Annotated in this window: 12 protein-coding genes and 1 pseudogene; 7 read left to right on the top strand and 6 right to left on the bottom strand. The window is 61.4% G+C overall.

The annotated features are described in order from the left end of the window. Positions 1-6 precede the first annotated feature (6 nt). Both OEG82_RS13115 and hemP read right to left on the bottom strand, forming a co-directional pair. Positions 7-1,089 (bottom strand): hemin-degrading factor, encoded by a 1,083-nt coding sequence (locus OEG82_RS13115; protein WP_267612870.1) that lies wholly within the window; start codon positions 1,087-1,089, stop codon positions 7-9. Between the two features lie 8 nt (positions 1,090-1,097). Beyond that, positions 1,098-1,277, bottom strand: a complete 180-nt coding sequence (hemP, locus tag OEG82_RS13110; protein ID WP_267612869.1) for a hemin uptake protein HemP — start codon at positions 1,275-1,277, stop codon at positions 1,098-1,100. Between the two features lie 257 nt (positions 1,278-1,534). Between hemP and OEG82_RS13105 the strand changes: the two genes are divergently transcribed. From OEG82_RS13105 to hmuQ, 7 genes are all read left to right on the top strand, one after another. After that, positions 1,535-3,640: a TonB-dependent receptor domain-containing protein gene (locus tag OEG82_RS13105; RefSeq protein ID WP_267612868.1), complete on the top strand. Its 2,106-nt coding sequence runs from the start codon at positions 1,535-1,537 to the stop codon at positions 3,638-3,640. Positions 3,641-3,655: 15 nt separating this feature from the next. Then, entirely contained in the window at positions 3,656-4,096 is a 441-nt protein-coding gene (locus OEG82_RS13100) for a hypothetical protein (protein WP_267612867.1), read from the top strand. Then, on the top strand, positions 4,093-4,809 hold the full coding sequence (locus tag OEG82_RS13095) for a MotA/TolQ/ExbB proton channel family protein (RefSeq protein ID WP_267612866.1): 717 nt from the start codon (positions 4,093-4,095) through the stop codon (positions 4,807-4,809). The genes OEG82_RS13100 and OEG82_RS13095 overlap by 4 nt, the downstream gene beginning before the upstream one ends. Beyond that, positions 4,736-5,185, top strand: a complete 450-nt coding sequence (locus OEG82_RS13090; protein ID WP_324288952.1) for an ExbD/TolR family protein — start codon at positions 4,736-4,738, stop codon at positions 5,183-5,185. The genes OEG82_RS13095 and OEG82_RS13090 overlap by 74 nt, the downstream gene beginning before the upstream one ends. Positions 5,186-5,194: 9 nt before the next feature. Next, positions 5,195-5,602, top strand: coding sequence for an ExbD/TolR family protein (locus OEG82_RS13085; RefSeq protein WP_267612864.1), 408 nt, complete (start codon positions 5,195-5,197; stop codon positions 5,600-5,602). Further along, on the top strand, positions 5,599-6,675 hold the full coding sequence (locus tag OEG82_RS13080; RefSeq protein ID WP_267612863.1) for an energy transducer TonB family protein: 1,077 nt from the start codon (positions 5,599-5,601) through the stop codon (positions 6,673-6,675). The genes OEG82_RS13085 and OEG82_RS13080 overlap by 4 nt, the downstream gene beginning before the upstream one ends. 105 nt (positions 6,676-6,780) lie before the next feature. Then, entirely contained in the window at positions 6,781-7,095 is a 315-nt protein-coding gene (gene hmuQ, locus OEG82_RS13075) for a heme-degrading protein HmuQ (protein ID WP_267612862.1), read from the top strand. 126 nt (positions 7,096-7,221) lie between these two features. Here hmuQ and OEG82_RS13070 read toward each other — a convergent pair. From OEG82_RS13070 to araD, 4 genes and pseudogenes are all read right to left on the bottom strand, one after another. Next, a pseudogene (locus OEG82_RS13070) lies at positions 7,222-8,728 on the bottom strand (aldehyde dehydrogenase (NADP(+))). Between the two features lie 51 nt (positions 8,729-8,779). After that, positions 8,780-9,697: a dihydrodipicolinate synthase family protein gene (locus OEG82_RS13065; protein ID WP_267612861.1), complete on the bottom strand. Its 918-nt coding sequence runs from the start codon at positions 9,695-9,697 to the stop codon at positions 8,780-8,782. Between the two features lie 94 nt (positions 9,698-9,791). Further along, complete coding sequence (locus OEG82_RS13060) at positions 9,792-10,733, bottom strand: Gfo/Idh/MocA family protein (protein ID WP_425497646.1); 942 nt, start codon at positions 10,731-10,733, stop codon at positions 9,792-9,794. Beyond that, on the bottom strand, positions 10,730-12,472 hold the full coding sequence (gene araD / locus OEG82_RS13055) for an L-arabinonate dehydratase (RefSeq protein ID WP_267612859.1): 1,743 nt from the start codon (positions 12,470-12,472) through the stop codon (positions 10,730-10,732). Before araD ends, OEG82_RS13060 begins: the two co-directional genes overlap by 4 nt. Positions 12,473-12,502: the final 30 nt, after the last annotated feature.

The raw sequence follows: 12,502 nt of genomic DNA, 5'->3' as shown, positions 1-12,502 counted from the left end.
ATTTTCTTACTCCACGGTCGCGTCGTTGGTGTCGGCTTGTGCGGCATCTGCCCGCGGCAGCGCCTGGACGATTTCGTCCCACTGCGCCACCACCTCTGTGTTCTCGCCCTCACGCCGGTAGCCATTGAACATGATGATCTGTTCGCCCTCGGGATCGAAGATCTCAAGGGAATAGATGTCGCCATTGCGGGTCGGCTTGCGCACCAGCCAGATGGCGCTGAAGCGATCCGTGCGCAGGTGCAGGTGAAAGCCGATATCCATCACATTGAGCCAAGGGCCGACCTGCTTGATGGTGTGCACCGGGCCGGAATGGATCTGCAACATGCCGGGATTTCGAACAAACACCATGACCGGAACCTGGTCGCGGCTAAGCTGTTGCAGCAGTTCCGCGCCGGCACCGGCAGACAGTTGCCAGGCATATTCGTCGCCGATCACCGAGATTGCCGTGAGACGCGACATTTTCGATTTGCGCAGGATCGACTGGAACTGGTGCGTGTCTCTCATGGCCGACCACGCCGCGCGCAATGCGGAGATCGCTTGGGCGGAAGGAGGCTGCTTGGCGGTGCCGGCGCTGCGTAAGGGAAACTCGGAAACCGTGTGGCGGATCGACAGCCGGTCGCGGATTGCCCGCCACTTGTCCATGTCGGTGTTTTGCCGTGCAAAGACCTTGTGAACAGCGTCGCCATGCGCGTCGAAGAATTGGAAACTGTGCTGGACCGATCCGTCCTCCAGCGGCTTGGCGACGTGAAAGCCGTGCCGCCAGTGGCGCGGGAAAATCCGCAGGTCGATATCCGTGCCCAAAACGATCGAGGCGTGCTCGCCGGACTTGTAGCCGCCATAGACACCGGTCTTCTCGTGCACGGCGCTTTCATTGCGTGACAGCGCCATGACTTCTCCAGCCTGTTCGAGCATGGGAAAGAAGACGTCGAGGTCGGGTTCGATTCGCTCGACATAGTCGCCGATCCAGGCTTCCAGGAAAGCGGCTTCGGAGACGCCGATGTGGGTGGCGAGGTCGCGTTCGCGCATCTTGGGATTGTCCCTGCGCGCACTGCGAATGGTCGCGGCGTCAATCGCCGAATAATGATTCATCTGCCTGCTCACTTGTTGAGGATCAACTTGCCTTGCTTGGTGATTTTGAGCCGGTAGGCAGCGCCATCATGCTCGATGATCACTTCCTTGCGGTCTCCGAACAAGGCGTGGGAGGAGATCACCCGGTCCGTGTCTGACAGGCGTTCGAGAGCAGGCGCATCGCCGCTTAAGGCTTGGGAATTTTCCATGGACAACATCCGTTTGTTGGCCTGGCTTGCGAGACGCTGGCTTGGCATGAACTGCATTGCGATTTGGCGCGATTTTAACTTGACTGGAGAGTTCAAGTTTTAGTAAACGATGTCTCGCATAAGGTGAGCGAAATTGTCAAGTTTGATATTTGTGTCAAATTGATGTCGCCACCAACACGGCCAGCAAGCGCTCCGCCAGCCAGCCCATAAAGAAAAATGGACCAGGTAAGGGCGTTATGGCTTCTCTACATTCTAAGATGACTCGCACCACGGTGACTTTGGCACTGTGCGCAACAACCGCCTTGACGGCGATGCCGGCAGCCCATGCACAGGATGCGGCGGAAACACCCCAAGGCTTCACGCTCCTGCAACGGCTGATTCTGGGCGCAGGACAGGCCAAGGTTGCCACCGACACGCCGCAGGCCGTGACTGCGCTGGAGCAGGAAGACATCGACGACAGGCAGGCCTCGACGATGACCGACCTGCTGAAAGATGTTCCCAATGTCAGCGTCGTTGGCGGCGCCAATCGGGCGCTGGGTCAGACATTCAACATTCGCGGCATCGGCGCTGGGGAATCGGCCAGCGAGGAAGGCCGCATCGTCGTCAATGTCGATGGCGTTCCGCAGTTCTTCGAACAATACCGCATGGGCGGCTTCTTCAACGATCCGGAACTGTTCAAGCGTGTCGAAGTGCTGCGCGGACCGGCATCGTCGACTCTCTACGGCGCCGGCGCGCTGGGCGGCGTGATCAACTTCACCACCAAGGAAGCTTCCGATTTCATCGCCGAGGGCGAGACCGGCGCGCTCAAGCTGAAGAGCAGCTACGATACAAATTCGAACGGGTATCTGGCCAGCGGCATCCTTGCCATGCGCCTGAGCAATTATGCCGAGTTCCTGGTGTCGGGCAATTACCGCACGGCCGACGAATTCACCGACGGCGACGGCATGGCCATCGAGGGCTCGGAATTCACCACGCCCAACGGTCTGGCCAAGGGCACCTTCTATCTGGACGAGAACAAGGAGCGCAAACTGCAGCTCAGCTACAGCCAGTTCAACAGCGACCAGAAGGACCAGGCCTATTCGCAGCTGCAGCCAACCGGTGTGTTCGGCACGGTCGACCGTGTTCTCAACAACAAACAGGCCCAGATTTCCTATGAGGATGCGGCAACCGACAATCCCTGGCTCGATCTCAAGCTGACGCTGTCCTACAACAACATCACCAATGAGCAGTCCAACGCCTCGCTCGGCGCCTTCAGCAGCATCGGCCAGGATTCGACCTATGGCTATGAGAGCTACCAGTTCCTGGGTCAGAACACCTTCGAGTGGAGCGGTGACACTTTCGAGAACTACCTCACCGTCGGCGGACAGCTTATCCAGCAGGAACGCACCACGGCAACGGCCGATCCCCTCGGCCACCATCCTGAGGGCACCGATTTCCAGGCCGGGTTCTTCGTCCAGAACGAGTTCATCTGGAACGAGAGACTGACCCTGATTCCCGGCGTGCGGATCGACTATCAGAAGCTCAGCGGCAACAGCACGGTGGGTGCGCTGGCCGGCACCGCGGTTCCTGCCGACAAGACCGACACGGCGTTTTCACCCAAGCTCGCAGCGCTCTACAAGTTCAACGACACTTTCTCGATCTTCGGCTCCTATGCCCATACCGAGCGGTTCCCTTCGCTCGACGAGATCTATTCCAATGATTATTCCGCCGGTGTGACGCCGAATTACAGCCTCGGTTTGAAAAAGGAAAAATCCGACAATTTCGAAGCCGGGTTTGTCGTCACCACGGGTGACCTGATCGAGGACGGTGACAGTTTCGACTTCAAGACCACCGGATTTTACAACAAGATCGATGATCTGATCGTTCGCCAGCGCAACATGTATCCGCAATATATCAATGTCGGCCTCGCCGAAATCTACGGGGTCGAATTCGAGGCGGGCTACAACAACCGCAACTTCTTCGCGGATGCCGGGCTTGGCCTGACAGTCGGCACCGACCTGTCAACCAATACCGGCCTGACCTCCGTCGCCCCGCCGGAGTTCAACATCGGAGCCGGTTACCGGATGCCCGAAAAGGGCGTGACCTTCGGCTGGGAAGGCCGCTTCGTGTTTTCCGAAACCAAGGTTCCGGTGCCGACCACTGCCACGACCGATCTCGTTGCCGAAGCCCTGCGCCGGGATTCGTTCAGCACCCATGACCTCTACGTCAACTGGCGCCCCGACCGGGACAGCCAGTTCAAGGGCTGGGAAGCCTCGTTCCGTGTCGAGAACGTGTTCGACACGAAATATCGCGACTTCCTGTCCAACGACAACGGCAAGGGCCGCACCTTCAAGCTCACACTGGCCAAGCAGTTCGGCTGGTAATCCGAGGAGATGAAAATGACAATTGTCGGTTCCAGGTTCGCATTCCGGGCCATCGTCTTGGGTCTTGCGATTGTCGCCTCGCCTGCGCGCTCTGAAGACAGCGCGCAGGCGAGGCTCTCGCTCGATCTCAACGCCGTCGAACAGATTGACCAGGCCTGCCGGCTGGTGTTCGTCGCATCCAACGCCACCGGCAAATCCATCGGGGAAATGACGCTGGAAACGGTGCTTTTTGACGGGGGCGGCAAGGTCACCCGGTTCACACTTTTTGACTTCAAGGACTTGCCGGAGGGCAAGACCCGGGTTCGCCAGTTCGACCTGCCCGACACGCAATGCACGGCAGTCAGCCGGATCCTGATCAATGGCGCGGCCTCGTGCACGGGCGAAAGCCTGAACGGCACCGAATGCATCGATCAGCTTGACGTCAAGAGCTCGACCAGCACGGAGATCGCAGGATGACCTTTTTCGAAAACCCGATCCTGCGGATACAGGAATTCATCAGCATCGGCGGACCGGTCGTGGTGCTGCTGCTCGGCCTGTCGGTCATCTCGGTGGCAACCATCCTGTTCAAGTTCTGGCAATTCAGTGCGCTCAAGGTCGGCGCCGGCGCATCTCTTGACACGCCGGTCAGCCTGAGCGGCAATATGGGCCGTGGTGACCGGCAGCGGCTCGAACGGATGCCCGCGGGCTTGCGCGACATCGTCGAACTGGCAATGCGGCTCAAACACCTCAGGGACGAGAACCGGATTACTCATGAGGCGCTGGAAGACCGGCTGATGCTGTCGGCCTCGACCCAGATCAACTCCATCCAGTCCGGCTTCCGGATTCTCGAATCGATTGCCCAGACCGCGCCGCTGATCGGCCTGTTCGGCACGGTGCTCGGGATGATCACGGCGTTCCAGGCGCTGCAGCAATCGGGCAACAGCGTCGATCCCTCGATCCTTGCCGGCGGCATCTGGGTGGCGCTGCTGACCACCGCCGTCGGGCTGGGTGTGGCGATGCCGACCAGCATTGCGCTGACCTATTTCGAAAGCCGCGTCGAAACCCACAAGCTGGCGATCGAGACGGCGGTGGCGCGGGTGCTCAACCCGTCGACCTATGATGCGATCAACGATCCGCGCCAGCGTGCCGAAACGGGTGGCTCGCCATTGGTGTCCGCCAATGCGGTTTGAGCCGGCAACCAGCCCGAGACGGCAGATTTCGATGACGTCGCTGATCGACGTCATCTTTCTGCTCTTGCTGTTCTTCATGCTGTCATCGACATTCTCGCGCTTTGCCGATGTGGAACTGGGGACCGGTGGCGGCAGTGCTGCGGCTGCGAGTGACGCTACGCCGGCCTTTGTCAAATTGTCGGACGGACGGCTCTCGCTCAATGGATCCGCCCTGCCGGTCGAGGCGCTGGGCGCGGAGCTTGCCCGCCAGCAATCGGCAAACGGAATCAATCAGCTGATCCTGTCTGTTGACGAGACTGCAAGTTCGCAGCAACTGGTCGATGTCCTGTTGATCGCCCGGAAATTGCCGGGCCTCAGCCTGCAAATCGTTCAATAGGCCTGTTTCATGCGACTGACCTCCAAACGTGCTTACCGGGCCAAGCCCGAACCCACCATCGCGCTGATCAACATCGTCTTCCTGATGTTGATCTTCTTTCTCGTGGCCGCCCAGATCGCACCGCCGCTCGAAAGCGGCCTGAAGCTGATCAAGACGGCGGAACTCGATAACCGCGAACCGCCGGATGCGCTGGTGGTGCTGCCGGACGGATTGATGAAATATCGCGGCGCCTCGGTCACCCCGGCGCATTATGTGACGATCAAGCAGGAATCAAACCCCGGAGATCTCGACATCATCCGGCTGGTGCCGGACCGCGACCTGCGTGCGGCGAAGCTGATCGAGATCAGTGCGGAGCTGAAAGGCCTCGGCGCCCGCAAGATCATGCTGGTGACCGAGAAGGGCCTGGAGCCGAAATGACCAGCCTGTCGAAATTGCGCCTTGCGGCGATCCTTGCCTTGTCGGGGTCGGCAGTGCTGCATGTCGCGGCGATGGCGCTGGCGCCTTCCAGCGAGACGGAGGTGCTGATCGAAGGCGGCCAGGCCACCGAAATGGCCGCACTGGGCAGCAGCTTTGCCGATCTGGTCAAGCAGGGCGACAATATCGAGCCGGCAACGCCGGATGATGTGACCGATTCCGCGGTACAGGACGATCCGGTGCAGCCCGTCACGGCGGACAGTGAAGCCGCTCCGGTTGAGGCAAAGCCGTTGACGGCGCAGCCGTCACCCAAGACACTGCAGCCTGTCGATCCCGCAAAGACCGCAGTCGAACCGGCATCAGTCAGCGCAAACCCCGTACCGGTGGAGGCCCTTGCCCCCTCGCCCTACCTGTCCGCATTTGCCGCGCCCGTCCAGGTTACGCATGACCCCGAAAGCCCGCAGCCGGCGCTGACGCAGCCGGTTAGGACCGAAACCGTCACCCCGGAGCCGGCGCCGGTTGATCCGGTAGAGGTTACGAAAAAAGCAGCCGAAACGTCTCCGGTGAAGCCAAGCGAAACCATCGAGGCAATCGAGGAGCCGGTACTCGAGAATATCCCCAAGCCGATACCCAAACCCGAACAGGTCAAAAAGCCGAAGAAGAAGCCGGCCAAGAAAAAGCCTGCGTCCGGCCAGAAGGTCGCGAATTCGAACACCAGTGCAAAGGCCGGATCCCAGCAAGGCAGGGAGGCGAAGACGGCGGCGCCGAGCGGCCGGAACAAGTCGAAATCGCGGTCCAGCGCCACCGGCAATGCCGCTGCATCGAACTATCCGGGCAAGATCTATTCGAAAATCGCCCGAACCCGGCAGAAAAATGCCGGTGGCCGCGGTGTTGCCCATATAAGCTTCAAGATAGCCTCCAACGGCAAGGCCACGGGCATAGCGGTGTCGCGAAGTTCCGGCAATTCAAGGATCGACCGCGCCGCGGTTGCCCATGTCAAGCGCGCCTCCCCCTTCCCCAGGCCACCGGCGGGCGCACAGACACGTTTTGTCATACCGGTCGAATTCAGGAGATAGACCGTTAGGGCAACAATCGAACTTTGCCGGAACCAGGCCGGCACGGAATTGGAGGACGTCGACCATCCTCGAATACACTCAAAAGACACTTACAGGAGACATCGCATGTATATCGCCATGAACCGCTTCATCATCAATGAAGGCCACGAGACCGCATTTGAAGACGTCTGGCGCAATCGCGATTCCAGTCTCAAGGACATGCCCGGTTTCGAGACCTTCCATCTGCTCAAGGGCAAGCAGGACCCCGAGACCAGGCAGACACTCTACGCCTCGCACACGGTCTGGCAGTCGGAACAGCATTTTGTCGACTGGACCAAGTCGCAGAATTTCCGCGACGCGCACAAGAATGCGGGTTCGAACAAGGGCATGTATGCCGGGCATCCCAATTTCGAGGGTTTCGTGTCCGTGCTCGACGCATAATACCCGCTTGCCGGTGTCAGCAGACCTGGCTGGCACAACGATCGAAGCCTCATCGATGTGAGGTAACGGCCATAGAAAAGCCCGCCACGGCGACCCAAATCGCTGTGGCGGGCCTTTTTGTTTGCGCTATCGCAGATCGGCAGGCAACAGGGCTTCAGGCAGGTTCTGATAGCAGACCGGACGCAGGAAGCGGCGGATCGACAATGTGCCGACCGAGGTCGCGCCGAAATTGGTCGACGCCGGATAAGGTCCGCCATGCACCATCGAGATCGGCAACCTCGACGCCGGTTGGGAACCCGTTGGCCAGAACCCGGCCGGCCTTGCGCTCGAGGATCGGCATCAGGGCCCGGCCATGGTCAGTGTCGCCATCATCCATGTGCAGCGTGCAGGTGAGCTGGCCTGACAGGCTCTTGGCCACCGCAAGCATCTCGTCGAAATCGGCAACGCGCACGACCAGTCCGAGCGGTCCGAAGACTTCCTCGCCGAGCACCTCATTGTCGAGCCAGTCCTTGCCGGTGGTGGCAAACAGATAGGGCGTGGCATTGCGCATGTCGCAGGTGGAGGTCAGCAGTTCCTGCACGCCGGCGGTTCCGGCGACGCGATCGCGGCCGGAGCGGTAGGCGGCAGCAATGCCGTCAGTCAGCATGGTTTGCGCGCCGACGGCTCCAAGCGCTGCCGTGGAAGCCTCGACAAAGGCGTCGGCTTCGGGGCCGTCGATGACAACAGCGATGCCCGGATTGGTGCAGAACTGCCCTGCCCCCATGGTCAGCGACCCGGCCCAGCCGGTGCCGATGGCCTCGCCGCGCGCCTTGACCGCCTGCGGCAGCAGGAACATCGGATTGACCGAACCCAGTTCGCCAAAGAACGGGATCGGATCCGGGCGCTGGGCGCAGAGATCGAACAGCGCGCGGCCGCCACCCAGCGAACCGGTGAAGCCGACGGCCTTGATCAGCGGATGCTGGACCAGGCTCTGGCCGGTTTCGCGGGTGCCGCCCTGGATCAGCGAGAAGATGCCCGGGTGCATGCCGAGCTTCTTGATTGCCGCATCCACGGCCTGGGCCACGATTTCGCCGGTGCCGGGATGGGCGGAATGACCCTTGACCACAACCGGGCAGCCTGCAGCCAGCGCCGCTGCGGTGTCGCCGCCGGCGGTCGAAAAGGCGAGCGGGAAATTCGAGGCGCCGAACACGGCAACCGGGCCGATCGGGCGTTCGATCATGCGCAGGTCGGGACGCGGCAACGGTGCGCGGTCGGGAAGCGCTTCATCATGGCGGCGATCGAGATAATCGCCCTTTTCGATGTGGCTGGCAAACAGCCGAAGCTGGCCGGTGGTGCGGCCGCGTTCGCCATTCAGACGGGCTTCGGGCAGTCCCGACTCGGAGGTGCCGATGACGGTGATTTCCGCGCCGCGGATCTCGATCTCGTCGGCAATCGCATTGAGCAAGGCGGCCCGCTCGGCGCGGGTCGAATAGCCAAAACTCCAGAACGCCTCTTCCGCAGCCGTCGCCGCTGCATCGACATGGGCCGGCGTGCCGACGGAGAACTCATGGACGTCGCCATGGGCGGGCTCGGAGCTGAATTTGGCGTCTCCATCAACCCAGTTGCCGGCGATCAGATGTTTTCCGGTGATCATATTTGGTATTCCCATTTGGTAATCTGGTTTCGGACGGTTCAGCCGAGCTGCCTATTTGCCCCATCTCAGGGCAAGGACATCAAGATCGCCCGCAAGCTGCAACAGGCGGCTTCTGGTTCGATCCGACATCGGCTTTAGCGGGTGACGCACATAATCGCTGCCGATCACCCCTCCCTCCCTGAAAACCACTTTTGCAGCGCGAAGTCCACACTGCCGGTTCTCATGATTGATCAAAGGCAGACATTTCTGCCACTGCGCCAGCGCCGCGTCCTTGTTGCCGGCGCGAAACTCGGTGACGATCGGCCGGATGAGTTCGGGAAACAGTGCCGATGTCATGGTTCCGGTGGCGCCCGCATCGAGATCAGCCAGCAGCGTCACCGCCTCCTCGCCGTCAAACGGTCCGGCGATATGGTCGCCGGCGGCTTCGATCAGGGCTGCCAGCTTGTCGGCGGCAAAGGGGCATTCGATCTTGAAATAGGAGACATTTTCGAGCTCTTTGGCCAGGCGGGCCAGCAGCTCCACCGTCATCGTCACGCCCGACAGCGGCGCATCCTGCACCATGATCGGGATCGAGATCGCGTTGCTGACGGCTTCAAAATGCTCGAAAATTCCCTGCGGCGCCGGGAACAGGCCGGAGCCGTGATAAGGCGGCATCATCATGACCATCGCGGCGCCCATCGACTGCGCCGCCAAGGCGCGCTGGGTGGCGATTTCAGTGGAGAAATGACTGGTGGTGACAATCACAGGCACCCGGCCCGCCGTGTGTTCGAGGCTCAGGCGCATCAGCAACAGGCGTTCCTCGTCCGAAAGCAGAAACTGTTCGGAATAATTGGCGAGGATGCAGATGGCGTCGACGCCCTGGTCGATCATGCAATCGATCACCCGGCGCATGCCGTCTTCATCGACCCGGCCATCGGCGTGAAACGGAGTCGGAGCCACCGGCAGTATATTGGCGAGCGGTTGTTTCATCTTATCGTCCTTTCAGGAATGTCTCCGAGCATCTGCAACCGTGACCAAACGGCGTACCCGGCAAAGTGTCGGCGTGGCGCGGTGGCCAGAAAGATCACTCGATGAACGGTTCGACCGTCACCCGCGTGCCCATCAGAAATGCGTCGGCAACATGGGTCATCGGCGCCAGATCCATATCGATGGCGTTATCGCGCACCAGCCTGGCCATATTGGCGTAAAGCCGTGGATATTCTCCGGTCAGCGGATTGGCGTCCGTCGCAGCGCTTTGCCTGCGGCCGTCAATCGTCAAGGTGGCGCCGCCTTCCGACAACACCAGCCTGCCCTGGTCGGTCTCGATCTCGATGTTCCAGAACTGGTCGCCCTCCTTGCGGAAATCGAACACGGCGCTGACCTCGGCCCCGTGAGGATGCGCGAATGTCATATTGGCGGCGATCGGTGTCTCGCAGTTTTCGGGAATCAGCAGCTCCGACGACGTCACATGGATCGGATCGGCGAGGATCTCCGTGACGATCGACAGCGCATTGATGCCCGGATCGAAGACGCCGAGACCGCCGGCCTGCCAGATCCAGGTCTGGCCCGGATGCCATTTGCGCACATCCTCTTTCCAGATCACCTCGAGCTTGCGCAGGGTCTTGCCGGCAAGCCAGGATTTGGCGGTGGCGACCATGGCGGCCTCGCGCGAATGCCAGGTCGCATAGATTGAAACCCCGGCGTCGCGGGCCATGGCTTCCAGTGCATGGCACTCCGACAGCGTCGTGCCGGGCGGCTTTTCCAGCATCACATGGCGTCCGGCGGCAATTGCGGCCCTGGCATAGTCAAAGCGCGGCACCGGCGGCATGCACAGCGACACCACGCCGATATCGGGCCGCGCTTCGAGCATGGCGGCAAAGTCATCATAGGCTTCGATGCCGTCGACCGTGCCGTGACGCGAAACGGTTGCCGCCAGTTCCCAGTCTGTCGACGCGGCAAGCGCGGGCACATGCTGGTCTCGGGCAATTTTGCCGATGCCGGCAAGAGCGATCCTGGTTGCCATCAGTGCGAGTCCTTTCCAACCGGGGAGCCACGGCAGCCGATCAGGAAATCCAGATCAGCCCCGGTGTCTGCGCCTTGGGTGTGGGTTTGATGCAGCCAGGCATAGCCCGACGGCGCCTTTTCAGTGTTCGGCTTCCACTCGGCAAGCCGCGCCGCCAGCTCCGCGTCCGATATATCGAGACGGATGCTGCGGGCGGCGACGTCGAGTTCGATCATGTCGCCGTCGCGGACTACGGCCAGCGGTCCGCCCTCGGCCGCTTCGGGTGCGGTGTGCAGGATGACGGTGCCATAGGCGGTTCCCGACATGCGGGCGTCCGAGATCCGCACCATGTCGGTGATGCCCTTGCGCAGCACTTTTGGCGGCAGCCCCATATTGCCGACCTCGGCCATGCCGGGATAGCCTTTCGGGCCGCAATTCTTCAGAACCATGACGCAGCTCTCGTCAATGTCGAGCGCCTCGTCATTGATCTTGGCCTTGTAGTCGTCGATGTCCTCGAACACGACGGCCCGACCGCGGTGCTTGAGCAGGTGGGCTGACGCCGCCGACGGCTTGATCACCGCGCCCCTTGGCGCAAGATTGCCCTTCAGCACGGCAATGCCGCCCTCGTCGGTCAACGCCTTGTCGACCGGGCGGATCACGTCCTCATTGGTGTTGACGGCATCCTTGACCTCGTCCCAGATCGCAGTGCCGCTGACCGTCAGTGCATCCTTGTGCAACAGGCCGGCTTCACCAAGCCGCTTGAGCACCACCGGCAGACCGCCGGCATAGAAGAACTCTTCCATCAGATATTTGCCCGACGGCATCAGATTGACGATGGTCGCGACTTCGCGGCCACAGCGGTCCCAGTCATCCAGTGTCAGATCAATGCCGACCCGGCCGGCAATGGCCAGCAAATGGATGACCGCATTGGTGGAGCCGCCAATGGCGCCATTGGTGCGGATGGCGTTTTCAAAGGCGTGCTTGGTCAACACGTCGGACGGCTTGAGGTCGTCCTTGACCATGTCGACGATGCGGCGGCCCGACATCTGCGCCATCACCCGGCGGCGGCTGTCGACGGCCGGTATCGCGGCATTGCCGGAGAGCGCCATGCCCAACGCTTCGGCCATCGAGGCCATGGTCGAGGCCGTGCCCATGGTGTTGCACGAACCGGCAGACCGCGACATCGAGGCTTCGGCTTCGAGAAAATCCTCCTGTGACATCTCGCCGGCCTTCACCGCTTCGGAGAATTTCCACAGATGCGTGCCGGATCCGACCCGCTCGCCGCGGAAATAGCCGTTGAGCATCGGCCCGCCGGTGACGACAATCGACGGCATGTCGGTCGAAGCCGCGCCCATCAGCAGGCTCGGCGTGGTCTTGTCGCATCCCACCAGAAGCACGGCGCCGTCCATCGGCTGGCCGCGCATGGCTTCCTCGACCGCCATCGCCGCCAGATTGCGAAACATCATCGCCGTCGGCCGGAACGAGCTTTCCGATGCCGAAAACACCGGGACTTCGACCGGCATGCCACCGGCTTCGAGCACGCCGTTCTTGACCCGCTCGGCCAGGTCGCGCAGATGCGCGTTGCACGGGGTCAGTTCCGACCAGGTATTGAGAATGCCGATCACCGGCCTGCCGTCGAACATGTCGTGCGGAAAGCCCTGGTTCTTCATCCATCCGCGATGATAGATCTGGTCCCGGCCGGTTCCGCCGAACCATTCTTGAGAGCGCAGCTTGCGCGGCCATTTTGCTGGTGTGAATGTCATTTTGACTCCGAAGCCGTTGTCCCTGTGTGC

This window comes from Hoeflea ulvae (assembly GCF_026619435.1).
In the GTDB taxonomy this organism is placed as follows: Bacteria; Pseudomonadota; Alphaproteobacteria; order Rhizobiales; family Rhizobiaceae; genus Hoeflea; species Hoeflea ulvae.
Note: the sequence above shows the minus strand (reverse complement) of the source record. Positions and strands in the feature narration are given on the sequence as shown.

What these genes read in the sequence shown, in the direction of transcription:
- OEG82_RS13105 (WP_267612868.1), top strand. Translation starts at nt 1,535, where the DNA reads ATGACTCGCACCACGGTGACTTTGGCACTGTGCGCAACAACCGCCTTG.
- OEG82_RS13065 (WP_267612861.1), bottom strand. Translation starts at nt 9,697, where the DNA reads ATGAAACAACCGCTCGCCAATATACTGCCGGTGGCTCCGACTCCGTTT.
- araD (WP_267612859.1), bottom strand. Translation starts at nt 12,472, where the DNA reads ATGACATTCACACCAGCAAAATGGCCGCGCAAGCTGCGCTCTCAAGAA.
- OEG82_RS13080 (WP_267612863.1), top strand. Translation starts at nt 5,599, where the DNA reads ATGACCAGCCTGTCGAAATTGCGCCTTGCGGCGATCCTTGCCTTGTCG.
- hmuQ (WP_267612862.1), top strand. Translation starts at nt 6,781, where the DNA reads ATGTATATCGCCATGAACCGCTTCATCATCAATGAAGGCCACGAGACC.
- OEG82_RS13100 (WP_267612867.1), top strand. Translation starts at nt 3,656, where the DNA reads ATGACAATTGTCGGTTCCAGGTTCGCATTCCGGGCCATCGTCTTGGGT.
- hemP (WP_267612869.1), bottom strand. Translation starts at nt 1,277, where the DNA reads ATGGAAAATTCCCAAGCCTTAAGCGGCGATGCGCCTGCTCTCGAACGC.
- OEG82_RS13090 (WP_324288952.1), top strand. Translation starts at nt 4,736, where the DNA reads ATGATGCGATCAACGATCCGCGCCAGCGTGCCGAAACGGGTGGCTCGC.
- OEG82_RS13095 (WP_267612866.1), top strand. Translation starts at nt 4,093, where the DNA reads ATGACCTTTTTCGAAAACCCGATCCTGCGGATACAGGAATTCATCAGC.
- OEG82_RS13115 (WP_267612870.1), bottom strand. Translation starts at nt 1,089, where the DNA reads ATGAATCATTATTCGGCGATTGACGCCGCGACCATTCGCAGTGCGCGC.
- OEG82_RS13085 (WP_267612864.1), top strand. Translation starts at nt 5,195, where the DNA reads ATGCGACTGACCTCCAAACGTGCTTACCGGGCCAAGCCCGAACCCACC.